The sequence below is a fragment of the Rhodobacter ferrooxidans genome (assembly GCF_000176015.1).
Lineage (GTDB): Bacteria > Pseudomonadota > Alphaproteobacteria > Rhodobacterales > Rhodobacteraceae > Pseudorhodobacter_B > Pseudorhodobacter_B ferrooxidans.
Genome location: NZ_ACYY01000017.1, coordinates 1 through 24,363 on the forward strand (window position 1 = coordinate 1; position 24,363 = coordinate 24,363).

Below are 24,363 nucleotides of genomic sequence, written 5' to 3' on the forward strand. Positions count from 1 at the left end.
TGCGCTCGGGCAAGGTCAGCTACATCGAGGGCAACCGCGACCATCCGGTGAACAAGGGGGTTCTCTGCGCCAAGGGCGCCAGCGGCATCATGCAGGTCACCGCGCCCTCGCGGCTGCGCAGCCCGCTGAAACGGGTGGGGCCGCGCGGCTCGGGGGCGTTCGAGGCGATCAGTTGGGACGAGGCGCTGGCGCTGGCGGTCAGTTGGCTGAAGCCGCTGCGCGAAACCGCGCCGGAAAAGCTGGCCTTCTTCACCGGCCGCGACCAAAGCCAAAGCCTGACCGGATGGTGGGCGCAGGCCTATGGAACGCCGAACTATGCCGCGCATGGCGGGTTCTGCTCGGTGAACATGGCGGCGGCAGGCATCTACACCATGGGCGGCGCCTTCTGGGAGTTCGGCCAGCCGGACTGGGCGCACACCAAGCTGTTCGTGCTGTTCGGCGTGGCCGAAGACCATGACAGCAACCCGATCAAGATCGGCATCGGCAAGCTGAAGGGCCGCGGGGGCCGGGTGGTGGCGGTGAACCCGATCCGCACCGGCTATAACGCCGTGGCTGACGACTGGCTGGGCATCACGCCGGGCACCGATGGCCTGCTGATCCTGAGCCTGATCCATTGCCTGCTGGCGGCGGGCAAGATTGATCTGGACTATCTGGCACAGTTCACCAATGCGCCGCTGCTGGTGGTGGAAACCGGCCCCGACAAGGGCATGATCGCGCGCAATGCCGAAAGCCAGCCCTTCGTGATCGACCGCCGCACCGGCAAGCCTGCCCCCTGGGATGGCAAGGGCGTGCAGCCCGATCTGGGCGCCAGCTTCCAGGGCAACCGCACGGTGTTCCAGCACATGGCCGAACGCTATCTGGCCCCGGAATTTGCGCCGGAGGCGGTGGCAGAGCGTTGCGGCATCGCTGCCGACCGCATCCGCGGCCTGGCCGCCGACCTTGCGCGCGTGGCATTTGACGAGGCGATCGACATCGCCCAGCCCTGGACCGATTTCCGCGGCAACCATCATGCGTCAATGCCCGGCCGCCCGGTGTCGTTCCACGCCATGCGCGGCATCTCGGCCCATTCCAACGGTTTCCAGACCGCCCGCGCCTTGCACCTTTTGCAGATCGTGCTGGGCACGGTCGAGGTGCCCGGCGGTTACCGCTTCAAACCGCCTTACCCCAAGCCGGTCGAGGCGCATCCCACCCCGCATTTCGGCGTCACCCCCGGCAAGCCGCTGAACGGCCCGCATCTGGGCTATGTGCGCGGGCCGGATCAGTTGGGCCTGCACCCCGATGGCAGCGCCGTGCGCATCGACAAGGCCTTCACCTGGGAAAACCCGCTGTCGGCGCATGGCTTGATGCACATGCTGATCCCCAACGCCCATGCCGGCGACCCCTACAGGATCGACACGCTGTTTCTGTATATGGCCAACATGGCCTGGAACTCGTCGATGAACACCGCCGAGGTGATGGCGATGCTGACCGACCGCGGGCCGGACGGCGAATACATCATCCCGCACATCATCTATTCCGACGCCTATGCCTCGGAAACCGTGGCCTATGCCGACCTGATCCTGCCCGATACCACCTATCTGGAACGGCACGATTGCATCAGCCTGCTGGACCGCCCGATCTCCGAACCCGATGCCGCGGGCGACAGCATCCGCTGGCCGGTGATCGAGCCGGATCGTGACGTGCGCGGTTTCCAGTCGGTGCTGCTGGACCTGGGCGCCCGGCTGGGCCTGCCCGGCATGGTGGCCGAGGATGGCAGCCCGAAGTTCCGCGACTATGCCGATTACATCACCCACCACATCCGCCGCCCCGGCGTCGGGCCGCTGATCGGCTGGCGTGGCGAGGACGGCGACAAGGAAGGGCGCGGCGAGGCCAATCCCGCGCAACTGGACCGCTATATCGAGAACGGCGGCTTCTATCAGGCGCATATCCCGGACGAGGCGCTGTTCTACAAGCCGTGGAACGCCGCCTATCAGGACTGGGCGGTGAAGACCTCGCTTTACGAGACGCCACAGCCCTATCTGTTCTCGATCTGGTCGGAACCGATGCGGCGGTTCCAGGCGGCGGCGGAAGGCCTTGGCCCGATCCAGCCACCCGAGGCGCTGCGGGCGCGGCTGAAGCTGGCGATGGACCCGCTGCCGGTCTGGTATCCGCCGCATGGCGAGGATCAGGCGGCAGAATACCCGCTGCACGCGCTGACCCAGCGGCCGATGGACATGTATCATAGCTGGGGCAGCCAGAACGCCTGGCTGCGCCAGATCCGCGGCAAGAACGCGCTGTATCTGCCGACGAAGGTGTGGAACGCGCAGGGTTTTGCCGAGGGCGATTACGCCCGCGTCACCTCGCCCACCGGCAGCATCGTGGTGCCGGTGGCGCATATGGCGGCGCTGAACGAACACACGGTCTGGACCTGGAACGCCATCGGCAAACGCAAGGCCGCCTGGGCGCTGGACGAGGACGCGCCCGAGGCCACCGCGGGGTTCCTGTTGAACCACCTGATCCCGGAATGTCTGCCGGGACCGGGGCGGCTGTCGAACTCCGATCCGGTCACCGGGCAAGCCGCCTGGTTCGACCTGCGGGTGAAGATCGAAAAGGTCGGTCCGCGTGACCATTCGGAACCCGCCTTCCCGCCGCTCCCGCGGGTGGTGCCGCAGGGGAGGGGCCGGGCATGAGAAACCAAATTCCTTCGAAGGAATTTGCAAATCCTTTCCAAAGGATTTGCCGCCCCGCGCCGGAGGGTCGCGCATGACCATGCTTCCCGCCAGCACCGAACGCCAGCTTGGGCTGGCGATTGATCTGGATACCTGCGTCGGCTGCCAGGCTTGCGTTACCGCCTGCAAGGGCTGGAACGATCAGGGGCAGGGCGGGCCGCTGTCGGATCAGGACCCCTATGGCGCCGACCCTTCCGGCACCTTCCTGAACCGCGTGCACAGCTATCAGGTGCAACCCGCCGAGGGCACGGCGAAGATCATCAACTTCCCCCGCTCGTGCCTGCATTGCCAGGACGCCCCCTGCGTTCCGGTTTGCCCCACCGGTGCCAGCTACAAGCGGGCCGAGGATGGCATCGTGCTGGTCAATGCCGCCGCCTGCATCGGTTGTGGATTATGCGCCTGGGCCTGCCCTTACGGCGCGCGCGAGCTGGATGCCGCCGCCGGGGTGATGAAGAAATGCACACTCTGCGTTGACCGCATCTACAACGAAAACCTGCCCGAGATCGACCGCGAACCCGCCTGCGTGCGCACCTGCCCCACCGGCGCGCGGCATTTCGGTGACTTTTCCGACCCCGACAGCAAGGTCAGCCGCCTGTCGGCCGACCGCGGCGGCTATGCGCTGATGCCGGAAATGGCCACCCGGCCCACCAACCGCTATCTGCCGCCGCGCGCGAAAGATGCAGCGTCCACCGCCAGCCCGCTGGCGCCGCTGCTGGATATTCAGGCCAGCGGCTTTGCCGGTTGGCTCGACAAGGTTCTGGGGAAAATCTGACATGCATCCGGCACCTTCCGTCATTCTGTTCACCGTGCTGTCGGGCCTTGGCTTCGGCTTTCTGGCGTTTCTGGGCGCGGGGCTTGTGCTGCCGCAGCCGGGGCTGAACGCGCTGCTGCTTTGGGGGCTGGGCTATGGCCTGGCGGTGGGCGGCCTGATGGCCTCGACCTTCCATCTTGGCAATCCGCGGCGGGCCTGGCGGGCGTTCAGCCAATGGCAGTCCAGTTGGCTGTCGCGTGAAGCCTGGGCGTCGCTGGCGGCGCTGCTGGCGCTGGCCCCGGTAGCGCTGTCGGACCTGCTGGGTCTGGGCTGGCCGCGCGGGTTCGGGCTGGTTGGCACGGGTCTGGCGCTGATCACGGTGGCCACCACCTCGATGATCTATACGCAACTGAAAACCATCCCGCGCTGGAACCATTGGACCACGCCCCTGATGTTTGTGACCTTCGCGCTGGCGGGTGGGGCAATTCTGGCGGGGCAGACCGGAATTGCCTTGCCGTTGCTTGTGGTCTTGGCGCTGGCGCTGCTGGCGCATTGGCAGTTTGGCGACCGCCGCTTTGCCGAAGTGGGTGCCAGTCTTGCCACAGCCACCGGCCTGGGCCATATCGGCGCGCTGTCGGTGTTCGAGCCCGCCCATACCGCCGACAACTATCTGCTGCGCGAGATGATTTATGTGGTGGGTCGCAAACATGTACAAAAGCTGCGGGTAATTGCGCTGATCTGCACCGTGATGCTGCCCGCCGTTTTACTGAGCCTTGGCCAAGGCTTGCCGTTCGTCGCCCTGGCACTGCTGTGCCACCTTGCCGGCGCTTTCGCCGCACGCTGGCTGTTCTTTGCCCAGGCCGAACATGTCGTCGGGTTGTATTACGGCAAGCGCTGAGGCGCATTTGGCGACGGGCTGAGATTCTTGACCGGATGGATCGGAATGATCGCGCCTTAAAAGCCGCATGCTGTCGGGGCGCGCTGGTATTTCGGCCGACGCATCCGGAATCTTCGACATTTTTAGGCACACGCTAATAATAAAGCTTTACAGGCTAATTTATTGATATTTGATGGTGCGAGGGCAACGGCAGGGCCATGAAAATGCGCCTGCGCAAAGACGGGGAACAGGAGCCTCGTCTGCTTTGAGTTTTCACGATCAGGGAGGATCAGATGCGCAGGAAATGGTCGGCTCGCAGATTGGCGGGCGTTGCTGCTGTGATGGCGGCGGGGCTGGGTGCGCCTGCCCATGCCACCGAAGGTTATGTGGCGCTGGGCTTTGGCCCGATTCAGCGCGGGCAGGGTGGCGCGGGCGTGGCGACGACTGGCTTTGATGCCATGTCCGGCACCATCAACCCGGCAGCAACCGCGACGGTCGGCAGAAGCCTCAGCTTGGGCATGGAGGTGTTTTCACCCAGTCGCGGCTATACTGCCGACGGCACATTCTTCGTGGCGCCGGGCAGCCATCGCAGCAATGCCAACTATTTCCCGATTCCGAACTTTGCCTACAATACCCCGCTGGCGAGTGGTGGCGTGCTGACGTTTTCGGCCTATGGCAACGGCGGCATGAACACGACCTATGGCAACTTTGCAAACGCCAATTGCGGCGGTGGGTCGGGGGTCTATTGCGGCGGCGCGGCCGGGGTCGATCTGACGCAATTGTTCCTGTCGGTGGCCTATGCGCGCAAGGACGGCGCGCTGTCCTGGGGGATTGCCCCGGTGGTGGCGGTGCAGGCGTTCAAGGCCAAGGGACTTGCCGCCTTTGGGGCGATTTCCTCGGATCCGACATCGCTGTCCAACAATGGTCTTGACTGGTCTTATGGCATCGGTTTGCGCGCCGGCTTGATTTATGAGTTGTCGTCGGCGGTCAGCTTCGGGCTGAGCGCGCAAAGCAAGTTCAACATGTCGAAGTTCTCGAAATACGCCGGCCTGTTCGAGAATGGCGGCGATTTCGACATTCCGGCGCAGGTGACGGCAGGGGTGGCGGTGAAGGCCAGCCCGGACGTGACGCTGATGCTGGATTATCAGCGGATATTCTACAGCGGCGTCAAATCGGTCTCGAACGGCTTTGTGACGACTGCGCCGCTGGGTGCGCCGGGGGCGACCGGCTTTGGCTGGGACGATGTGGATGTGATCAAGCTGGGCGTGGCCTGGCAGCAGAACGATCAGATGACCTGGCGTGCCGGTTATGCCCATTCGAGCAACCCGCTTGGGTCCGAGGATGTGACGCTGGGCTTGCTGGCACCGGGGGTGGTGACCAACCACTTCACCCTGGGCGGCAGCTATGCGGCGTCCGAGCGTGACAGCTTTGATTTCGCGGTGGAATACGCGCCGAATGTCAAGGTGAGCGGGGGCGAAGTGACCCCGGGCGGGCCGACACCTGGGCGGATCACGGTCGATATGGATCAGGTCGGCGTCAGCTTTGGCTGGCGGCGGACGTTCTGACGCGGGCAGCGGCTGGTCCGACCGGGGCGCGGCCAGCCGTTTTTGCGCGCCAAACGCGGCGGGTCGGGGTATCCTCTGGCAGGGTGGCATCCCCGATATCCGCCGCGTCTGTCTGCGGGGGGCGTTGAAAAAGGGCACGATCTGTCGCCCGTCACCGCGGCCGCATCAACAAACCAACGGCATGGTCGATCGCTTCAATGGCTGCATCGAGGAGGTGCCGCAATCCCTGATCGGCTTCGATCAGCCGCAGAAACGGAAGCTGCAAGGCGTCAACGGGCTATTCAATTGAACACCTAGCCTTTGTTGGCTTCCAGCCGATAGCTGCCCTCGGGCAGGTTCAGCGCCGCTGCCAGATCGCGCACCTGGGTCATTGACAGGGTCAGGCGCAGCGGCTCGTTCCTGCGGGGGTCGAACTGTTCCAGGGTGACGCAATCTTCGAAGGCGCAGATGATCACGTCTTCCTGAAGGCTGGGCGCGCCTTCATCAATCAGCGTAATCACGGTGGCGTCGAAATCGTGCTCGATGGTGAACATGGCTTCAGGATATGCGGTGGCAGCGCCTGCGGCAATGGGCTTTGCGCGGTGGCGATTTGGCGTTTGATCTGCGTCAAGGCGCCGCAGAAGGGGCTTGGGCAGATTATGCCTGCACCGTCGATGGAGGGTTTGCCGATGTATGGACTGGTGGAAGCGCCGCGGGCCTGGTGGTTGACGCACGGCATGGCAAGGGCCGTGGGGGTCAGCCTGCCGCACGCGGTGACAGAGGGTTGGCTGACCCGCACCGAGTTGGCGCGGCTGGTCGGGCGCTGCCAAAGCTGCGACAAATCCGAGGTCTGCACCGGCTGGCTGGCCCGGTCCGCCTCGGCCGAGGCCTTGCCGGGGTTCTGCACCAACAAGGCCGAGATCGAGGCGCTGGCACCGTTGGCCTGAGCGGCGCCGCATTGCCCGCAAACCGGCTGCGGCCAAAGCGTGCACTCTGGATCGACCTGGCGAGGGCGGTTAGTCTGGCGGCAGAACCGGAGGGCACGATGCGTGGATTTCTTTGGGCGGAACTGCGACGTTTCGGGAACACGGCCAGGTGGTCCTGGCAGGGCTGGCGTGCCGCCTGGGCCAGCGAGAAATCCTTGCGGCAGTGGACTTTGGTGAATCTGCTGTCGGTCGGGCTGATGTTCTTTGTCGAGATGACGCCGGGCGAGCGGGCGCTGATCCTGGCGCTGGGCCTGCTGATCCTGGTGGCCGAGTTGTTCAACACCGCGATCGAGACGGCGGTGGACTATATCTCGACCGCGCAAGACCCGCGGGCGGGCAAGGTCAAGGATTGCGGTTCCGCCGCGGTGGCGGTGACGGCGATCGCCGGCGGGCTGGCCTGGGCGGTTATTCTGCTGGCGTAAGGGTTGGGCGGCCCGGTGCAGCCGCCCGCCGTTTCAATGCGCCGGTTTGATGAAGGTGCCGTTGCGCAGATCGGCCATCGCCTGCTGCAACTCGGCCTGGGTGTTCATCACGATCGGGCCGTGCCAGGCCACCGGCTCGCGGATCGGCGCGCCCGAGACCAAGAGGAAGCGCACGCCCTCCGGCCCTGCCGTGACCACCACCTCGTCGCCGGCGCCGAACTGGATCAGCGTGCGATTGCCCGACAGGTCGCGGATGTTGACCTCTTGCCCCGCCACTTCCTTTTCCAGCAACACGCCGCGCGGCTTGCTGGCGTCACGGAAATCGCCCGCACCTTCAAAGACATAGGCAAAGGTCGAGCGGCGGGTATCGACGCCGAAGCTCTTGCGCCGCCCGGCGGGCACGAAGATGTCCAGATACTGCGGGTCGGCGGCGATGCCATCGACCGGGCCGGTGTAGCCGCGATATCTGCCGGTGATCACCTTGACTTGCGTGCCGTCATCATCGGTCAGCACCGGAATCTCGGCGCTTTTCACATCCTGATAGCGCGGCTGGGTCATTTTCAGCGCGGCAGGCAAGTTGGCCCAAAGCTGAAAGCCGTGCATCTGCCCGGCGGCGTTGCCCTGCGGCATTTCCTGATGCAGGATACCCGAACCGGCGGTCATCCATTGCACATCCCCCGCGCCAAGGCGGCCCTGATTGCCCAGGCTGTCGCCATGTTCGACGGTGCCTGCCAGAACATAGGTAATCGTCTCGATGCCGCGATGCGGGTGCCAGGGAAAGCCGCGCATGTAGTCGGCGGGGCTGTCGTTGCGGAAATCGTCGAACATCAGGAACGGGTCCATCTGTTCGGGGTTGTGAAAGCCAAAGGCGCGGTGCAGGTGCACGCCGGCACCCTCCATCGTGGGGTGGGCAAGCGATTGCTGGACGACGGGGCGGATCGACATCGGTTGGTCCTTTCAAGCAAAGGCCAGATGGCCTGTTGCAATCAAGGTAGGGGCAGCGCTGGCCCGGGGCAACGGCAGGGCGGCGCAGAGTGACTGTGCGGCACGGCACAGCCTGCGCCGGCGGGTTGCGGCAATATCCGCGCGAAACGACATCAAGCGCCCAAGTCGGGGCGCTTGACGGGAACCCGGCCGATCCGGTGGTCAGCAGGTGATATAGCAGATCCGTGTTGCCAGACGCGGCCGGGTCACGATGAACTCTTCCACGTCGGTGTTGCCCAGCCCGACGTCGAAGTTGGGCGTGACGGCGACCTTGGTTTCCACCAGAACCACGGTATCGCCATCCGCCATGTCCGGAATATGCGATGCCAGCGGTTGCAGCGTGGCGGTGGTCAGTTCGGGGAAAGCAGCCCCTGGTGATTTCGACCACAGCACCTCGAACCGTTTGTTCGTCTGGCTGTAGGTGATCGAGGTCACCCGCAGCTGGGTGTTCTGGTCGCTGTCGAGCATGAAGTCCATCACGTCGCGCAGACCGGTCAGATAGGTCATGTCCACCGGTTCCATCCGCCGCGAGATGGTATCAGAGATCGTATAGCTGGATTTCTGGATCGTGTTGATCGAGCGGTAGATATCCCAATAGGAATACAGCGCAAATGCCGCCCAGCACAAAGCCGGCAGAATGATCACCGCTTCGACGATCACCGTGCCATCCTCGCGTCCGGTGAACCGGCGCAGATAGGACCGCAGCGTTTTCATGGCGGGGAACCTCATCATGATGGCTCGTTCACAAAGGCGGATTCCGCAATCAGCGCATAGCCGCCGCCAGAATCCTTGGGCAATTCAAGGCCGATGCCGGTCGTGGGGAACAGCGCATCCACCGTGGCACAGACCCGCACCAGCATGATTTCCTCGTCCATGCCGGGCGTGCCGGGGTTGAATTCGGTGATCGGCTGAATGACCGCGTCACGGTCGGCACAAACCGCCTGATCATCCGGAATATTCCAGGCAACGGTGCTGACCGGGCGCAGGGTGATCTTCAGCACATTGGCGCAATCGGGAATGACCACGGTGCGCGAACAGATCTCGGTTCGCAGCATGTCGTGGTTGGGGTTGACGTAATGGCCCAGCCGCAATTCGCGGATGGTCATGTCAACCGCCCGTTCCAGCATGGTGTGCCGCACCATCAGCAATCCGGATTCGAACGAGGCCATGAACAGCGCCAGCACCAGCGGCACCACCAGAACGAATTCCAGCGATGCCGTGCCGTCCTCGCGCCGGAAAGCCCGGCCCAGATATCGCGCCAGACGTTTCATTGCGTCAGCCTCAGATGGCTGAGTTGCGTGGCAATGGCGCGGAAGGCGGTGGTGATCTGCACGCCGGTGGCGTTGAAATAGTTGCTGGGCTGCGAGGCACAGTCGCGCAATTGGTTGCGACCATTTTCGGGCGCCTCGAAGCCGATGCTGAAGATCACGATGCCCGAGTCCTTGGCGGCATCGCAGATCTGCTGCAGGCGCACGTCTTTCTGGCCATAGGAAATCTCGTCGGTGAAGGTTTCGAACCAGCTGTTCTCGCTGCCTCCCAAGGCCTTTGTGTAGATGTCCTTGGCGACATACCTGACGCTCCACTTGGCCCAGACTTCCGGCCAGGTCATCTGGACGCTGCCGGTGGTGCCGCCGTCGATCGTGGTGTGCCATTTCGAATCGCTGAACCAGTAGTAGTCGCTGGTGGTGCTGGCGCGATCAGAATACAGCGTCAGTTTGCTGTTCGAGGTTTTCTTGTAGATCGCCGAAGGGCCGGACCGGTAAGGCGCGGTCAGCTTGTATTCTTCGGTGTTTTCGCCGTCGCTCATTACCACCAGAACCTTGAGCACGTTGGCCTCGTCGGGATCAAGCGGCCGGTCGGTGAAATCCTCGTCCACCTGGCCAAGACCGACCAGGCCGTTGATCAGCGGCTGCGCGCTGGGATCAAGCAGCAGGGTGCCCCATTTCACGCCGACGTCGATCGAGGTGTAGCCCATCGAGGCCAGCAGATCGACGCGGCCTTTCAGATAGGCAGCATCGCCGCTCATCGGTGTCACCGCCACGTTGGCGGTCGGCGGGCAGTTGTAGTTCGACGAGTTCCCGGTGCCCCAGGGGTCGAAGTGGCCGTTGTGGACGAACGACGTCGCCTGCGACAACCCGGTCGAGCCGAAAACGCTGTTGGGCAGTTCGACGCAGTAAGAAGTGGAGTGCAACGCGTTGACGTTGAACTGCGACATCATCCCGGCACCCAGGTTGACCTGCGCGTTGTAGGGCACGACCGAGATGCTGACGCGGCCCGGATCAGAGCCATTGATCACGGTATCAATGAATTCCTTGGCCGCGGGCCGCAGCCGGGTCAGCCGCGAGTTGCTGGCCATCGAGCCGGAAATATCCAGAACCATCGACACTTCGACGTTGGAAATGCGCTGCTCGGCGGTGCTGGCGGCCTTGGCGTCAAAGCTGTCGATGCCGACCATCTGCATGAAGAACGGATTGGTGTCGGCGGCGGCCAGGGCGTTGACCTCGCGGTAGTTCATGCCTTCGTCCACCGTGACCCCCGACAGGTATTGGGTCATGTTGGCCTTGGCGAAATAGTCGCGCACCACCGACTCGGGGTCGAGGCTTTGCTGCAGGCTGGCCGCGGCCAGGGTCGAGCGGTCCAGCGTCTGTTGCAGCGTCGTGCGTTTCTGTTCGTGGCGCATCAGGTCCAGCGCCATGCCGCCCATCATCAGCATCAACGTCAGCAGGGTCAGCCCGAAGGGATAAAGCGCGCCTTCCTCGACCCGGCGGAATTTCTGCAAGGCGGCGGCAAGGCCGGTATCCAGCACGGGGATCGCGGCAGGTTCAGTGCGGCGGCTGTCAATCGGTTGCGGTTTCATCGCGCGTTTCCTCAAAGGCCCCGGGGGCGGGCCTGTACCCGATAATCCCGACGGCCACGGATTTCGGGCCTTCGGGTAAACATGGTTCTGTCTCAGGCATTTAGACCAAGCTATGGGGCGAAAATGTGGCGCCACGGCGGGAGAATCACGAAGAATCCGACATGCCCGGAAACACCGCTGTGGGCTCGGGCGGCATTATACGTGGCCAGGAAACAGATCTTGGTTAAATCGGGCAGCGCCGCGGCTGTGCTGCCATGTTGGCGGGTTTTCCAGGCGCTGTTAACGAATCAATGCCGGACTGCGGAGCCGAGAGGAATCCCTGATGCTTTCCGTGTCAGTGCGTTCTAGGCTGCGGCCAATTGTCCTATCGGGAGGAACCGGGATGCAAGCGACGGGCGAGCCGAGTTTTCGGGAATCGGTCGATCTGATGTTCAACCGCGCGGTGGCGCTGATGGACCTGTCACCCGGTCTGGAACAGAAGATAAGGGTGTGCAATTCCACCTATACCGTGCGCTTTGGCGTGCGGCTGCGCGGCAAGATCGAGACCTTCACCGGCTACCGTTCCGTTCACTCCGAGCACATGGAGCCGGTCAAGGGCGGCATCCGCTATGCGCTGTCGGTGAACCAGGACGAGGTCGAGGCGCTGGCGGCGCTGATGACCTACAAATGCGCGCTGGTGGAGACGCCGTTTGGTGGATCAAAAGGCGGTTTGTGCATCGACCCCCGTGCCTGGGACGAGCATGAGCTGGAGCAGATCACCCGGCGTTTCGCCTATGAATTGATCAAGCGCGACCTGATCCACCCGGCGCAGAACGTCCCCGCCCCCGACATGGGCACCGGCGAGCGCGAGATGGCCTGGATCGCCGATCAATATGCAAGGATGAACACCACCGACATCAACGCCCGCGCCTGCGTCACCGGCAAGCCCTTGTCGGGCGGTGGCATCCAGGGCCGGGTCGAGGCCACCGGGCGCGGCGTGCAATACGCGCTGCGCGAGTTCTTCCGCCATCCCGAAGACGCCGCCAAGGCTGGGCTGTCGGGCGATCTGGACGGCAAGCGGGTGATCGTGCAGGGCTTGGGGAATGTTGGATATCATGCAGCCAAGTTCCTTTCCGAAGAAGATGGGGCCAAGGTAATTGCCATTATCGAACATGATGGCGCTTTGCTGGACCCTGCGGGGCTGCGGGTCGAGGACGTGCGGCAATGGATCGTCAAGCACGGCAGCATCAAGGGTTACCCGGCGGCCAGCTATGTTGCCGATGGTGCCGCGGTGCTGGAGGAAGCCTGCGACATCCTGATCCCGGCGGCGCTGGAAGGGGTGATCCACAAGGGCAATGCGGCGCGGATCAAGGCGCCGCTGATCGTCGAGGCGGCGAATGGCCCGCTGACCTTTGGCGCCGACGAGATCCTGCGCGGCAAGGGCTGCGTGATCATCCCCGACATGTATGCCAATGCCGGGGGGGTGACGGTTTCGTATTTCGAATGGGTCAAGAACCTCAGCCACATCCGCTTTGGCCGGATGCAGCGCCGCGCCGAAGAGGGCCGCTCGCGTATTCTGGTGCAGGAACTGGAGCGGTTGTCGGCGGATCAGGGTCTTGGCTGGCAGTTGACCGCCGATTTCAAGGACAAGTTCCTGCAAGGCTCGGACGAGCTGGCGCTGGTGCGGTCGGGGTTGGATGACACCATGCGCACCGCCTATCAGGCAATGCGCGAGGTCTGGCATGGCCGCTCGGATGTCGAGGACCTGCGGGTGGCGGCCTATCTGGTCTCGATCGACCGGGTGGCCAGAACCTACCGCTCGAAAGGGCTTTGATCGGCGCGGGCGGTCATCTGCGCCTTAGCGGTAGGCGCGCAGATAGTGCCGCTCGAAGGCGCGTTTCAGCCAGTGCAACGGCTTCAGCCGCGGCAGCACTAGGTTCAGCTTGCCGCGGCGGAACACCAGCATGCCGCTGTCGAGCGTGTCCATGATGCAGACAAGCTCGGGGGTGAAGGCCTTGCCGGGCACCCGGCCTTGCAGTTCGGCCGCGATGTTGGCGGCGGCGGCGGCGGCCTGAAGGTCGGCCTGATGCGCCTGTTTCGGCATCCAGTCCGGGCCGGGAAAGCTGCCGGCGTCGCCTGCGACCCAGACCCCGGGGTGGCCTTCGACCCGGCACAGCGCATCGGCCTGCACCATGCCACCGGGCGACAGCGGCAGGTCGCTTTGCGCCAGCCAGGCAGGCCCGGTCATGCCTGGTTGGAACAGGATCAGGTCGGCCGCGATCTCGCCGCCTTCGGTCACCACGCGGTCGGGGTCGATCCTAACCATCTTGTGGCCCAGATGCGTCTCGATCCCGCGCCGGGCAAATTCGGCCAGAATACCGTCCACCGCCTTTTCGCCCAGTCGCGCGCCGGGGCGCTCTGCCGGGCTGAAGAACACCAGCCGCACCGCATCGCGCCGCCCTTGCCTGCGCAGCAGCGTATCCAGGATGAAGGCGTATTCGAACATCGGCCCGCCGCGGATGGCCCCCGGTTCGGCGGGGTTGGTGGCCATGCCGATGGCGATGGTGCCCGAGGTCAGCGCGGCAAAGCGGGCGGCGATGGCTTCGGCCGGGGCCAGGCCTTCGCAGGGGATGATGGCATTGTCGATCCCCGGCAGTTTGCGCAGGAACCGCCCGCCGGTGGCGATCAGGATGTGGTCGGCGGTGATCGGCCCGGCATCGGTCTGCACCGTGCGGCGGGCGGCATCCATGCCGGTGACCGAGGCCGTGAGATGCGTCACGCCATGGCGCGCAAAGAACCGCGCCAACGGAAGCCGCAGGCCCGCGCCGCTGCGCAAGCCCGCCGGGATCCAGATCGAGGATGGCAGGTAGTGCAGATCGTCGCGCGGCGCGATCACGGTGATATCAGCCTGCACCTTGCGGCGGCGCAATTCGCGCACCGCTGTCAGGGCCGCGAAGCCCGCGCCGAGGATGGCAATATGTGTCATGGCGGTTTCGCTTCCCTTTATATTCAAGAAAATGAATATAACAGCATTGCAGCGCTTGGGCAAGCGCCGTGGCTGCGGCGGCGCGACACGGGCCACCGAAAGTGCCTGGGCAGCCGAAAGCGACAGCATCTGTCGTCCGCAGGCTGGCTTGCGCCGGGATGGGCTTGCAAACCTGTGGCAAAACGGTTCACTGAGGCCGGTGTGACAGGAGCGGCAGCATGCGCTATTCGGGCCTGAAGGTGATCACGCAGGGGCTGTTCGGCAACGCGGGCTGGAAACCCGCCTGGCGCGATCCGGCGCCGAAAGCCCAGTATGACGCGATCATCATCGGTGGCGGCGGTCACGGGCTTGCCACCGCCTATTATCTGGCGAAAAACCACGGGCTGAGCAATATCGCGGTGCTGGAGAAGGGCTATCTGGGCTCTGGCAACATCGGCCGCAACACCACCATCGTGCGCGCCAACTACTTCCTGCAAGGCAACAGCGAGTTCTACAGCCACTCGCTGAAGCTGTGGGAGGGCCTTGAATCCGATCTGAATTACAACGTGATGCACAGCCAGCGCGGGCTGATCAACCTGTTTCACTCCGACGGCCAGCGCGACGCCTTTGCCCGGCGTGGCAACATGATGATCAGCCAGGGCGACGATGCCGAACTGCTGGACCGCGAGGGCGTGCGCGCCCATCTGCCCTATCTGGATTTCGAGCAGACCCGGTTTCCGATCTACGGTGGCCTGTTGCACCGGCGCGGCGGCACGGCGCGGCATGATGCGGTGGCCTGGGGTTACGCGCGCGGGGCGGACCGTCGCGGCGTCGATCTGATCCAGAACTGTGAAGTCACTGGAATTGATATCGAAAACGGCCGGGTGACCGGGGTGCAGACCACCCGTGGCGCGATCAAGGCCAAGAAGGTCGGCATCGTGGTGGCGGGGCGATCCGGTCAGGTGGCGGCGATGGCGGGGCTGCGGTTGCCGATCGAAAGCCACATCCTGCAGGCCTTTGTCACCGAGGGGCTGAAGCCGGTGATCGACCATGTGATCAGCTTCGGCATGGGGCATTTCTACATCAGCCAGTCCGACAAGGGGGGCCTGGTGTTCGGCGGCGATCTGGATTTCTACGCCAGTTACGCCAGCCGCGGCAACCTGCCGATGGTGGAGCATGTGATGGAGGCGGGGATGACGCTGATGCCGATGATCGGGCGGGCCAAGGTGCTGCGCTCTTGGGGCGGCATCATGGACATGACGCCGGATGGCTCGCCCATCATCGACCGCACGCCGGTGGAGGGGCTGTATCTGGACGCGGGCTGGAACTACGGCGGCTTCAAGGCAGTGCCGGCGAGCGGCTGGTGCATGGCGCATCTGATGGCCACCGACCAGAGCCATGAGGTTGCGCGGCGCTTCCGGCTTGACCGTTATCTGACCGGGCATCTTCTGGATGAAGAAGGCACCGGCAGCCAGCACAACCTGCATTAGGGGAAGACCATGCGCATCACCTGCCCCCTGTGTGGCCCCCGCGACCGGCGCGAGTTTTATTATTACGGTGCAGAGGCTTATCTGCACCGCCCCGCAGGCGACGATGCGGTGGCATGGGACGCTTACCTGCATCTGCGCAACAACCCGGCGGGGGAAACCCGTGACCTCTGGTATCACGAGGCGGGGTGCGCGCAGTGGTTGGTGGTGACCCGAAACACCGTCAGCCATTCGGTCTCAACGGTGGAATTGGTGGCCGAAAGAGGTGCGCCATGAGGATCGACGGCAAGGGCCTGATCGACCGCGGCTCGCCTGTGCGTTTCCGCTTTGACGGGGTGGAGTATGACGGCTTTCGGGGGGATACTCTCGCCTCGGCGCTGCTGGCCAATGGGGTGAAGCTGGTCGGGCGCAGTTTCAAGTATCACCGGCCGCGCGGGGTGCTGACCGCCGGGTCCGAGGAGCCGAACGCGCTGGTCGAGGTGATCGAGCGTGGCCAGCAAACGCCGAACGTCCGCGCCACGGTGCAGGAGGTTTACGACGGCCTGCAGGCGCGCAGCCAGAACCGCTGGCCCAGCCTGAAATATGACCTGCTGGCGGTGAACGACCTTGCGGCGCCGTTCCTGTCGGCGGGGTTCTATTACAAGACCTTCATGTGGCCGCGCAGCTTCTGGGAAAAGCTGTATGAGCCGATGATCCGCCGCGCCGCGGGCCTTGGGCGGCTGTCGGGGCGGCATGACCAGGCAGTTTACGAGAAGGCCTTCGCGTTCTGCGACCTGCTGGTGATCGGTGCCGGGCCGACCGGGCTGCAAGCGGCCTTGACCGCGGCGCGGGCCGGGGCGGATGTGATCCTGGCCGACGAGGATGCCCGGATGGGCGGGCGGCTTTTGTCCGAGCTCGAGGCGATCGACGGCTCTCCGGCGCTGGAATGGGTTGCCGCTGTGCTGGCCGAACTGGCGGCCCTGCCCAACGTGCGGTTGATGCCGCGCACCACCGTGACAGGCGCTTATGATGGCGGCACTTACGGCGCGCTGGAGCGGGTAGGGCTGCATCTGCCCGAGGCCGCCGACCGCCCGCGCGAATGTTTCTGGCGCATCGTGGCCGGGCAGGCGGTGCTCGCCGCCGGAGCCTTGGAACGGCCGATTGCGTTTGAAGACAACGACCGGCCCGGCATCCTGCTGGCCTCGGCGGTGCGGAGTTACGTCAACCGCTATGGCGTGGCGCCGGGCAGTCGCGTCGCGGTGTTCGGCAACAATGACGACGCCCGCCGCACCGCCCGCGATCTGATGGCGGCAGGCATAAGGGTGGCGGCGCTGATCGACAGCCGCGCCGGGGTTTCCACCGACGAGGATTTCCCGGTCTATGCCGGGGCGGTGGTGTCAGGCACCCGCGGGCGGCTGGCGCTGGACGAGATCACCGTGCAGCACGCCAACGGCACGGTGCAGATTGCCGCCGATTGTCTGGCGATCAGCGGCGGCTGGAACCCGACGCTGCATCTGACCTGCCACATGAATGGCCGACCCATCTGGAACGACGATCTGGCGAGTTTCGTGCCCAGCAGGGGTGCTGTGCCGGGGCTGACTGCGGCGGGGGCGGCCAATGGCGCCTTCGGCACCGCCGCCTGTCTGGCCGAGGGGCAGGCGGCGGCACTGGCCGCCTTGCAGGCACTGGGGAGGGTGGCGAAACCCGCGCCGCTGCCGGTGGCCGAGGATTTCGGCTATGGCCTGCAACCCTTGTGGGCGGTTCCCGGCTCGGGCAAGGCGCATGGCCGGGCCTGGCTCGATTTTGCCAATGACGTGACGGTGAAGGATGTGAAGCTGGCGGCGGTCGAGAATTACGCCTCGGTCGAGCATATGAAACGTTACACCACCCAAGGCATGGCGCCGGATCAGGGCAAGAACTCCAACATCGGCGCGCTGGCGGTGCTGGCCGATGCCACCGGGCGGGGGATACCGGAAACCGGCACCACCACGTACCGGCCGCCCTTCGTGCCGGTGCCGATTGCGGCGATGGGCGCCGGGGGCCGTGGCAAGGGCTTTGCGCCGCAGCGGCTGATGACCTCGCATTCGGCGTCGGTCGCACTGGGCGCGCCGATGATCGAGGCCGGGCTGTGGTATCGCCCCAGTTATTTCCCGCGCCCCGGCGAGGCCACCTGGCGCGAGGCCTGCGACCGCGAGGTGCGGATGGTGCGGCAGGTGGTGGGGGTCTGCGATGTCTCGACCCTGGGCAAGATCGACATTCAGGGGGCGGATGCGGCGCGGTTTCTGGACCTGGTCTATACCAACACCTTTTCCAGCCTGCCGGTGGGGCGGGTGCGCTATGGGCTGATGCTGCGCGAGGATGGTCATGTGCTGGACGATGGCACCACGGCGCGGCTTGGCGACAGCCATTTCCTGATGACCACCACCACGGCGGCTGCCGGTCTGGTGATGCGGCATCTCGATTTCATCCAGCAGGCGTTCTGCGCCGATTGGGATTTGCGCACGATTTCCGTGACCGAATCCTGGGCGCAGTTCGCGATCGCCGGGCCAAAGGCGCGCGATCTGCTGGCGGCAGTGATGGACGGGCCGGTGGTTTTGCCGTTCATGGGCTGCATGGACGTGCAGGAGCAGGGTGTGGCCGCGCGGCTGTTCCGCATCTCGTTCTCCGGCGAGGAGGGCTATGAGATTGCCGTTCCCGCCCGCTATGGCGAGGCGCTGTTCCGCGATCTGCTGGCGCGTGCCGAGGTGATGGGTGGCGGGCCTTACGGCATGGAGGCGCTGAACGTCTTGCGGATCGAGAAGGGTTTCATCACCCATGCCGAGATCCATGGCCGCACCACCGCCTTCGATATCGGCATGGAAAAGATGGTCGCGGCCAAGGACTGCATCGGCAAAGCCGCCGCCCGCCGCCCCGGCCTTGTCGGCCCTGCACGCGAGCAATTGGTGGGGTTGAAGCCGCTGGCCGATGCGCCGCTGACCGCAGGTGCGCATCTTTACGCGCCGGGGGCGGCGGCCAGCCGCGACAACGATCAGGGCTATGTGACCTCGGTTTGCTATTCGCCCACTTTGGAAAGCTGGCTGGCGCTGGCCTTCCTGAAGGACGGCCGGGCAAGGCTGGGCGAGAGCATCCGGCTGGTCGACCCGCTGCGGCAGATCGATGTGATCTGCACGGTCTGCGACCCGGTGTTCCACGACAAGGAAGGAAAGAAGCTGCGTGCCTAGCCTCATCGCCAAAGCCCCGCTGACCGCCACGCCGTTGCAGATCGGCGGGGCAAAGCTGTCCGCCATCGACCCCGGCCCGATCACATCGGTGGCACCGTTCCGCGGCAAGGAGGCGGCGGTGGCGGTGGCGTTGGAAAGGCTGGGCCTCAGCTTCCCGGCGCCCGGGCAGTATGTGGAAAGCAACGGCCTGCGACTGGTCTGGACCGGCCGCGATCAGGCGTTCCTGATCGGGGCGGCGCCCGAGGGGCTGGAGGGACTGGCCGCGCTGACCGACCAATCCGACGGCTGGGCGGCGCTGCTGCTGGAAGGCCCGGCTGCCGAGGCGGTGCTGGCGCGGCTCTACCCGCTCGACCTGCGGGCAAGTGTTTTCCCGCCCGGCCACGCCTCCCGCTCCGCCCTCAACCACATGCTGTCGATCCTGCTGCGCACCGGTGCCGACAGTTTCCAGATCATGGTGTTCCGCTCGATGGCGCAAACCGCCTGGCATGAACTTCACGCCGCCATGACCGGCCTCGCCGCCCGCCCCTGACCCTGCGGTTTCTTCTTGGCCTAAATACCCATCTGTCGCCCGCCCCAAGTGCAGGCGCTTGCCACGCTGGCGCCAAGGCCCGATAAAGGCGGCATGAGCCTGCCCACCGGATTCCTTGATGAATTGCGCACACGGATCTCGCTCTCCCAGGTGGTGGGGCGCAAGGTCACATGGGACATGCGCAAATCCAACCAGGGCAAGGGCGACATGTGGGCGCCGTGCCCCTTCCATCAGGAAAAATCCGCCAGCTTCCATGTCGATGATCGCAAAGGCTTTTATTACTGCTTCGGCTGCCACGCCAAGGGCGACGCGGTGACCTTCGTCAAGGAAACCGAGAACCTTGGGTTCATGGAGGCGGTGGAGCTGCTGGCACGCGAGGCCGGCATGCCGATGCCCGCCCGCGACCCGCAGGCGGCGCAAAAGGCCGACCGGCGCAGCCAGCTTGTGCAGGTGATGGAGGAGGCGGTGAAATACTACCGCCTGCAACTGCAAACCGGGGCAGGGGCCGCGGCGCGCGACTACATCACCCGCAGGCGGCTTTCGCCCGAGGCGCAGGCGCGGTTCGAGATCGGCTATGCGCCGAATGTGCGCAACGGCCTGTTGCAGGCGCTGACGCAAAAGGGCATCGCTGCCGATCTGCTTGTGGAGGCCGGTCTTTGCGCCCGTCCAGATGGCGGCGGCACGCCTTACGACCGCTTCCGCGACCGCATCATCTTTCCCATCCGCGATGGCCGGGGCCGCGCCATATCCTTGGGGGGGCGCGCCATGGACCCCAACGCGCAGGCCAAATACCTCAACGGCCCGGAAACCGAATTGTTCAGCAAGGGCCACAACCTTTACAACCATGCGCCTGCGCGCGAGGCGGCGGGCAAGGGCAAGCCGCTGGTGGTGGCCGAAGGCTACATGGATGTGATTGCGCTGGTCGAGGCCGGGTTTACCGCTGCCGTGGCCCCGCTGGGCACCGCGGTCACCGAAGACCAGTTGCGGCTGATGTGGCGCATCCACCCCGAGCCGATCATTGCGCTGGATGGCGATGCCGCAGGCATCCGCGCCGGGCTGCGGGTGGTCGACCTGGCCTTGCCGCTGCTGGAGGCGGGGCAGGGCCTGCGCTTTGCCCTGCTGCCGGGTGGCCAGGACCCCGACGATCTGATCAAGGCGCAGGGCGCAGCGGCGATGCAGCGGGTGCTGGATGATGCCCGGCCGATGGTGCAACTGCTGTGGCAGCGCGAAACCGAAGGTCGGGTGTTCGACAGCCCCGAACGCAAGGCGGCGCTGGACAAGACCCTGCGCGCGGCGCTGAAACGCATCGTCGACCCCTCGATCCGCGGCCATTATGGCGAGGATATCAAGCGGTTGCGCTGGGAGCTGTTCGGCCAGAACGGCACCCAGACAGCCCGCAAACCCGACTTCACCCCGCGCAAACCCGGCGAGAAGTTCACCCGCTTTGCTGCACCCGAACCGCCCTTGGCCAGCACCCGCGCCTCGGCCCTTGGGGCAGGCGCAGGCGGTGCCGAGCAACTGCTGGAATCGCTGCTGCTGGCCACGCTGGTGGTGCATCCCGGCCTGATCGCCCGCTTTGAATCGGCGCTGGAACGGCTGGAACTGGCCCATCCCGGCCATGACGCGCTGCGCGGGGCGCTGCTGCGGCACGGCCACCGCCCGGACCTCACGAATTTTCGCGAGATTATCGCCACCGAACAGCGCGCGGTGCTTGAAAGCCTGTTTGGCCAAAGCCATGTGCAAACCGCACCCCCCGTGCGCAACGCCGAGGATACCGACCTTGCCAACATGTGTGTGGCCGAGGCCCTGGCGAAACTGCATGCGCGGCGGGGGGCAAGACGTGAAATCGAGGACGCTGTCGAAGACCTTTCCGGCCTGGCCGATGAAGGGGTGACATGGCGTCTGAGCCAGGCAACCGAGGCGCGCAACCGTGCAGACCGCAGCAATCTTGAAACCGCCGCCGACATGGGCGAGGACCGCACCGCCCTGTCGCGGCACCTGCAAGACCTGATCGACGGACAGGTCTGGGTGAAGAAGAAAAATTAACCCGTCCCGGGCCAGAAACGATTTCCCGATTTTGCCCCGTAGCCCCGCGAAAACCGCCCCCCCCCCTTTCACCCGCCGTGATTCGCGCTATTGATTCGATCCGACACCCGCTGATTCGAACCACCGCCCCTCTGATTCGGCCCGCCCCCCAAGGAGCACCCATGGCAGTCAAAGATACCGACGACGGCAAACCCGACGAGCAAGAGGCCGACACCTCGCTCGACATGAGCCAGGCCGCCGTCAAACGGATGATCGCCGACGCTCGCGAGCGTGGCTACATCACCTATGACCAGCTGAACGCCGTGCTGCCGCCCGAGCAGGCCTCGTCGGAACAGATCGAAGACGTGATGTCGATGCTGTCGGAAATGGGCATCAACGTCATCGAGAACGACGAGATCGACGAGGGCGAACCGGCGGGCGAGCTGGTGGAAACCTCGACCTCGCGCGAGATCGCGGTCTCGGGTGCCAGTGCCGAGGCGCTGGACCGCACCGATGATCCGGTGCGGATGTATCTGCGTGAAATGGGCTCGGTGGAACTGCTCAGCCGCGAGGGCGAGATTGCCATCGCCAAGCGGATCGAGGCCGGCCGCAACACCATGATCGCGGGCCTGTGCGAAAGCCCGCTGACCTTTCAGGCCATCACCATCTGGCGCGACGAACTGTTGTCGGAAGACATCCTGCTGCGCGACGTGATTGATCTGGAGGCCACCTTCGGGCGGTCTCTGGACGGCGACGACGACATGGTTGGCCCCGGTCTGGAAACCGGCATCGAGGCCGGTCTGGACGAGGTCGGCGTTGCCGCCCCGCGCCGCAACGGCGCCGACGAGCCGGAACTGGATGCCGACGGCAACCCGATCTCGCGCGCCGATGACGATGACGAGGATGACGAAGCCAGTGCCATGTCGCTGGCGGCGATGGAGGCGGCGCTGAAGCCGCGGGTGCTGGAAACCCTGGAGGTCATCGCCCGCGACTATGCCACCCTGGCCGAAATGCAGGATCGCCGCATGCATGCGACGATGAACGACGCCAGCCGGTTTTCCGCCAATGACGAGGCGATCTATCAGAAGCTGCGTTCGGAAATCGTCTTGCTGGTCAACGAGTTGCACCTGCACAACAACCGGATCGAGGCGCTGATCGACCAGCTTTACGGCATCAACCGCAAGATCATGGCGATCAACTCCGGCATGGTGAAACTGGCCGACGCCGCCCGCATCAATCGCCGCGAATTCATCGACGAATATCAGGGCTACGAGCTTGACCCGACCTGGGGCGACCGCATGGCCGCCAAGGCGGGGCGCGGCTGGCAATCGCTGATGGAGAAAAGCCGCGACAAGGTGGAAGAACTGCGCGCCGACATGGCGCAGGTCGGCCAGTATATCGGCGTCGATATTTCCGAATTCCGCCGCATCGTCAATCAGGTGCAGAAGGGCGAGAAAGAGGCCCGCCAGGCCAAAAAGGAAATGGTCGAGGCCAACCTGCGGCTGGTGATCTCGATTGCCAAGAAATACACCAACCGCGGGCTGCAATTCCTGGATCTTATTCAGGAAGGCAATATCGGGTTGATGAAGGCGGTTGATAAATTCGAATACCGTCGGGGGTATAAGTTCTCGACCTATGCGACCTGGTGGATCCGGCAGGCGATTACCCGTTCGATCGCCGATCAGGCCCGCACCATCCGTATTCCGGTGCACATGATCGAGACGATCAACAAGCTGGTCCGCACCGGTCGGCAGATGCTGCATGAGATCGGCCGCGAGCCGACGCCCGAGGAACTGGCCGAAAAGCTGCAGATGCCGCTGGAAAAGGTCCGCAAGGTGATGAAGATCGCCAAGGAACCGATTTCGCTGGAAACCCCGATTGGCGACGAGGAAGACAGCCAACTTGGTGATTTCATTGAAGACAAGAACGCCATCCTGCCGCTGGACAGTGCCATTCAGGAAAACCTGAAGGAAACCACGACCCGGGTGCTGGCGTCCTTGACCCCGCGGGAGGAACGGGTGCTCCGGATGCGCTTCGGCATCGGCATGAACACCGACCACACGCTTGAGGAGGTGGGCCAGCAGTTCTCGGTGACCCGCGAGCGCATCCGGCAGATCGAAGCCAAGGCGCTAAGGAAGCTGAAGCATCCGAGCCGATCAAGGAAGCTGCGGAGTTTCCTGGATCAGTGATGCCACTTTTTTCTTCGGGCCTCTGCCTTTTAAGCATAACCAGACGAACACAAATCCAGCATCAACTTTTTCCTGATGGGAGATGCTGGCTTTTGCCAACAGGCGAACTGAAATCTTGTCTTCATCTGAAAGAGATAAATGATTTGGCAACTTATTGCCTGCACATTTAAAGGACTGGCGGATTTCTGATATCGAAACTGTTCCTTCGCTGTCTATTTCGGTTTGAAGCAGTTTTGCAAAAGTTTCGATACCTTCTTCAGTTTTCTTAAATTTCCGCTTATCGATTCCAAACAGTTTATCAAACTTTTCAGCCTGCCCCGCAACGACAAGTAGATTCGCCTTTAGGTTTCCAGATGCAACCACTGACAAACGCAGGGCATCTTCCAATATTAGAGAGCGAGTGTAACTTGATGCCGGATTACTTGATCCGAGCCATTTAATTTCGATTGCGCCATAGAAAGATCCCTTCTTGCCTTTCGATTTCAAAACAATATCGAGACGTGCTAAGGAATTTTCATGGCCTGCAAACGGGTGGCTTGCTTGAATGTCAAAATTTCTTTGAGAATTAATAATCTGAAGTATTGTTAACTGTGCGGAGTCTTCCCCAAAGAAGTCACCGAATCCTTGAGCAAGTTGAAGTTGATACCAGCCGGCGAGTCCGGTCGCTATGTCGCACGCAAGTTTCTTACGTTCATTCGCCAACGGTCACCTCAATCTTCTTGCATCTAGCAAACTAATTCTGTCGCTTCAGTGTGGACAACGCAACTCGAAACGAACGAGCCGCACCAAGCCGTAGGCCGGGGTTCACCCCGGCACACCTGCGCTACGGCGGGGTGAAACCCGCCCTACTCACTGTCAGA

At 64.1% G+C, this 24,363-nt stretch carries 21 protein-coding genes; 14 read left to right on the forward strand and 7 right to left on the reverse strand.

Annotated elements, in window-relative coordinates:
* From RSW2DRAFT_RS12370 to RSW2DRAFT_RS18320, 5 genes are all read left to right on the forward strand, one after another.
* Positions 1–2,669 (forward strand): molybdopterin-dependent oxidoreductase (locus RSW2DRAFT_RS12370; RefSeq protein ID WP_008031467.1); only part of this gene is annotated, 2,669 nt, incomplete at its 5' end.
* 73 nt (positions 2,670–2,742) lie between these two features.
* Entirely contained in the window at positions 2,743–3,480 is a 738-nt protein-coding gene (locus RSW2DRAFT_RS12375; RefSeq protein ID WP_008031469.1) for a 4Fe-4S dicluster domain-containing protein, read from the forward strand.
* Position 3,481: 1 nt separating this feature from the next.
* Positions 3,482–4,357, forward strand: coding sequence for a dimethyl sulfoxide reductase anchor subunit family protein (locus RSW2DRAFT_RS12380; protein WP_008031471.1), 876 nt, complete (start codon positions 3,482–3,484; stop codon positions 4,355–4,357).
* 272 nt (positions 4,358–4,629) lie between these two features.
* Positions 4,630–5,901 carry an OmpP1/FadL family transporter gene (locus RSW2DRAFT_RS12385; RefSeq protein ID WP_008031472.1) on the forward strand — a complete coding sequence of 424 codons (1,272 nt, stop codon included), beginning with the start codon at positions 4,630–4,632 and terminating at the stop codon, positions 5,899–5,901.
* Between the two features lie 124 nt (positions 5,902–6,025).
* A complete protein-coding gene (locus RSW2DRAFT_RS18320; RefSeq protein WP_198008103.1) occupies positions 6,026–6,190 on the forward strand; it encodes a hypothetical protein in 165 nt (54 codons plus the stop codon).
* 4 nt (positions 6,191–6,194) lie between these two features.
* On the opposite strand, the gene RSW2DRAFT_RS12390 is transcribed toward RSW2DRAFT_RS18320, so the two are convergent.
* On the reverse strand, positions 6,195–6,434 hold the full coding sequence (locus RSW2DRAFT_RS12390; RefSeq protein WP_008031473.1) for a hypothetical protein: 240 nt from the start codon (positions 6,432–6,434) through the stop codon (positions 6,195–6,197).
* A gap of 135 nt (positions 6,435–6,569) precedes the next feature.
* Between RSW2DRAFT_RS12390 and RSW2DRAFT_RS12395 the strand changes: the two genes are divergently transcribed.
* Entirely contained in the window at positions 6,570–6,827 is a 258-nt protein-coding gene (locus RSW2DRAFT_RS12395; protein WP_008031475.1) for a DUF6455 family protein, read from the forward strand.
* Positions 6,828–6,925: 98 nt separating this feature from the next.
* The gene (locus RSW2DRAFT_RS12400) at positions 6,926–7,288 is read left to right on the forward strand and encodes a diacylglycerol kinase (RefSeq protein ID WP_008031476.1); all 363 of its coding nucleotides are present in this window, start codon (positions 6,926–6,928) and stop codon (positions 7,286–7,288) included.
* A 33-nt stretch (positions 7,289–7,321) separates the two neighbouring features.
* On the opposite strand, the gene RSW2DRAFT_RS12405 is transcribed toward RSW2DRAFT_RS12400, so the two are convergent.
* The 4 genes from RSW2DRAFT_RS12405 to RSW2DRAFT_RS12420 all read right to left on the reverse strand — a co-directional run bounded on the left by RSW2DRAFT_RS12405 (position 7,322) and on the right by RSW2DRAFT_RS12420 (position 11,129).
* Positions 7,322–8,233 (reverse strand): pirin family protein, encoded by a 912-nt coding sequence (locus tag RSW2DRAFT_RS12405; protein WP_008031478.1) that lies wholly within the window; start codon positions 8,231–8,233, stop codon positions 7,322–7,324.
* A 201-nt stretch (positions 8,234–8,434) separates the two neighbouring features.
* Positions 8,435–8,986, reverse strand: a complete 552-nt coding sequence (locus RSW2DRAFT_RS12410) for a TadE/TadG family type IV pilus assembly protein (RefSeq protein WP_008031479.1) — start codon at positions 8,984–8,986, stop codon at positions 8,435–8,437.
* 14 nt (positions 8,987–9,000) lie between these two features.
* Positions 9,001–9,543 (reverse strand): TadE/TadG family type IV pilus assembly protein, encoded by a 543-nt coding sequence (locus RSW2DRAFT_RS12415; protein ID WP_008031480.1) that lies wholly within the window; start codon positions 9,541–9,543, stop codon positions 9,001–9,003.
* Complete coding sequence (locus RSW2DRAFT_RS12420; RefSeq protein ID WP_008031482.1) at positions 9,540–11,129, reverse strand: pilus assembly protein TadG-related protein; 1,590 nt, start codon at positions 11,127–11,129, stop codon at positions 9,540–9,542. Before RSW2DRAFT_RS12420 ends, RSW2DRAFT_RS12415 begins: the two co-directional genes overlap by 4 nt.
* A gap of 382 nt (positions 11,130–11,511) precedes the next feature.
* Here RSW2DRAFT_RS12420 and RSW2DRAFT_RS12425 point away from each other — a divergent pair, with 382 nt between their 5' ends.
* Complete coding sequence (locus RSW2DRAFT_RS12425) at positions 11,512–12,942, forward strand: Glu/Leu/Phe/Val family dehydrogenase (protein WP_008031484.1); 1,431 nt, start codon at positions 11,512–11,514, stop codon at positions 12,940–12,942.
* Between the two features lie 24 nt (positions 12,943–12,966).
* Here the strand turns inward: RSW2DRAFT_RS12425 and RSW2DRAFT_RS12430 are convergent, their stop codons facing one another.
* Positions 12,967–14,094 carry an NAD(P)/FAD-dependent oxidoreductase gene (locus RSW2DRAFT_RS12430; RefSeq protein WP_040672163.1) on the reverse strand — a complete coding sequence of 376 codons (1,128 nt, stop codon included), beginning with the start codon at positions 14,092–14,094 and terminating at the stop codon, positions 12,967–12,969.
* A 218-nt stretch (positions 14,095–14,312) separates the two neighbouring features.
* On the opposite strand from RSW2DRAFT_RS12430, the gene RSW2DRAFT_RS12435 reads away from it, so the two are divergent.
* From RSW2DRAFT_RS12435 to rpoD, 6 genes are all read left to right on the forward strand, one after another.
* A complete protein-coding gene (locus tag RSW2DRAFT_RS12435; protein ID WP_008031489.1) occupies positions 14,313–15,563 on the forward strand; it encodes a sarcosine oxidase subunit beta family protein in 1,251 nt (416 codons plus the stop codon).
* Between the two features lie 9 nt (positions 15,564–15,572).
* Complete coding sequence (locus RSW2DRAFT_RS12440; protein ID WP_008031491.1) at positions 15,573–15,836, forward strand: sarcosine oxidase subunit delta; 264 nt, start codon at positions 15,573–15,575, stop codon at positions 15,834–15,836.
* Positions 15,833–18,760, forward strand: a complete 2,928-nt coding sequence (locus tag RSW2DRAFT_RS12445; protein WP_008031493.1) for a sarcosine oxidase subunit alpha family protein — start codon at positions 15,833–15,835, stop codon at positions 18,758–18,760. The genes RSW2DRAFT_RS12440 and RSW2DRAFT_RS12445 overlap by 4 nt, the downstream gene beginning before the upstream one ends.
* On the forward strand, positions 18,753–19,289 hold the full coding sequence (locus RSW2DRAFT_RS12450; protein WP_008031495.1) for a sarcosine oxidase subunit gamma: 537 nt from the start codon (positions 18,753–18,755) through the stop codon (positions 19,287–19,289). Before RSW2DRAFT_RS12445 ends, RSW2DRAFT_RS12450 begins: the two co-directional genes overlap by 8 nt.
* A gap of 93 nt (positions 19,290–19,382) precedes the next feature.
* The gene (gene dnaG / locus RSW2DRAFT_RS12455) at positions 19,383–21,335 is read left to right on the forward strand and encodes a DNA primase (RefSeq protein ID WP_008031497.1); all 1,953 of its coding nucleotides are present in this window, start codon (positions 19,383–19,385) and stop codon (positions 21,333–21,335) included.
* A gap of 161 nt (positions 21,336–21,496) precedes the next feature.
* Entirely contained in the window at positions 21,497–23,503 is a 2,007-nt protein-coding gene (gene rpoD, locus RSW2DRAFT_RS12460) for an RNA polymerase sigma factor RpoD (protein WP_008031499.1), read from the forward strand.
* Here rpoD and RSW2DRAFT_RS17980 read toward each other — a convergent pair.
* On the reverse strand, positions 23,471–24,205 hold the full coding sequence (locus RSW2DRAFT_RS17980) for a hypothetical protein (protein ID WP_008031500.1): 735 nt from the start codon (positions 24,203–24,205) through the stop codon (positions 23,471–23,473). The two genes, rpoD and RSW2DRAFT_RS17980, sit on opposite strands and share 33 nt — an antisense overlap.
* Between the last annotated feature and the right edge of the window lie 158 nt (positions 24,206–24,363).

Coding starts and splice junctions, on each gene's coding strand:
- RSW2DRAFT_RS12380 (WP_008031471.1), top strand. CDS start 3,482: ATGCATCCGGCACCTTCCGTCATTCTGTTCACCGTGCTGTCGGGCCTT.
- RSW2DRAFT_RS12435 (WP_008031489.1), top strand. CDS start 14,313: ATGCGCTATTCGGGCCTGAAGGTGATCACGCAGGGGCTGTTCGGCAAC.
- rpoD (WP_008031499.1), top strand. CDS start 21,497: ATGGCAGTCAAAGATACCGACGACGGCAAACCCGACGAGCAAGAGGCC.
- dnaG (WP_008031497.1), top strand. CDS start 19,383: ATGAGCCTGCCCACCGGATTCCTTGATGAATTGCGCACACGGATCTCG.
- RSW2DRAFT_RS12430 (WP_040672163.1), bottom strand. CDS start 14,094: ATGACACATATTGCCATCCTCGGCGCGGGCTTCGCGGCCCTGACAGCG.
- RSW2DRAFT_RS12445 (WP_008031493.1), top strand. CDS start 15,833: ATGAGGATCGACGGCAAGGGCCTGATCGACCGCGGCTCGCCTGTGCGT.
- RSW2DRAFT_RS12415 (WP_008031480.1), bottom strand. CDS start 9,543: ATGAAACGTCTGGCGCGATATCTGGGCCGGGCTTTCCGGCGCGAGGAC.
- RSW2DRAFT_RS12395 (WP_008031475.1), top strand. CDS start 6,570: ATGTATGGACTGGTGGAAGCGCCGCGGGCCTGGTGGTTGACGCACGGC.
- RSW2DRAFT_RS12390 (WP_008031473.1), bottom strand. CDS start 6,434: ATGTTCACCATCGAGCACGATTTCGACGCCACCGTGATTACGCTGATT.
- RSW2DRAFT_RS12405 (WP_008031478.1), bottom strand. CDS start 8,233: ATGTCGATCCGCCCCGTCGTCCAGCAATCGCTTGCCCACCCCACGATG.
- RSW2DRAFT_RS12410 (WP_008031479.1), bottom strand. CDS start 8,986: ATGAAAACGCTGCGGTCCTATCTGCGCCGGTTCACCGGACGCGAGGAT.
- RSW2DRAFT_RS12385 (WP_008031472.1), top strand. CDS start 4,630: ATGCGCAGGAAATGGTCGGCTCGCAGATTGGCGGGCGTTGCTGCTGTG.
- RSW2DRAFT_RS12400 (WP_008031476.1), top strand. CDS start 6,926: ATGCGTGGATTTCTTTGGGCGGAACTGCGACGTTTCGGGAACACGGCC.
- RSW2DRAFT_RS12375 (WP_008031469.1), top strand. CDS start 2,743: ATGACCATGCTTCCCGCCAGCACCGAACGCCAGCTTGGGCTGGCGATT.
- RSW2DRAFT_RS12440 (WP_008031491.1), top strand. CDS start 15,573: ATGCGCATCACCTGCCCCCTGTGTGGCCCCCGCGACCGGCGCGAGTTT.
- RSW2DRAFT_RS12420 (WP_008031482.1), bottom strand. CDS start 11,129: ATGAAACCGCAACCGATTGACAGCCGCCGCACTGAACCTGCCGCGATC.
- RSW2DRAFT_RS12425 (WP_008031484.1), top strand. CDS start 11,512: ATGCAAGCGACGGGCGAGCCGAGTTTTCGGGAATCGGTCGATCTGATG.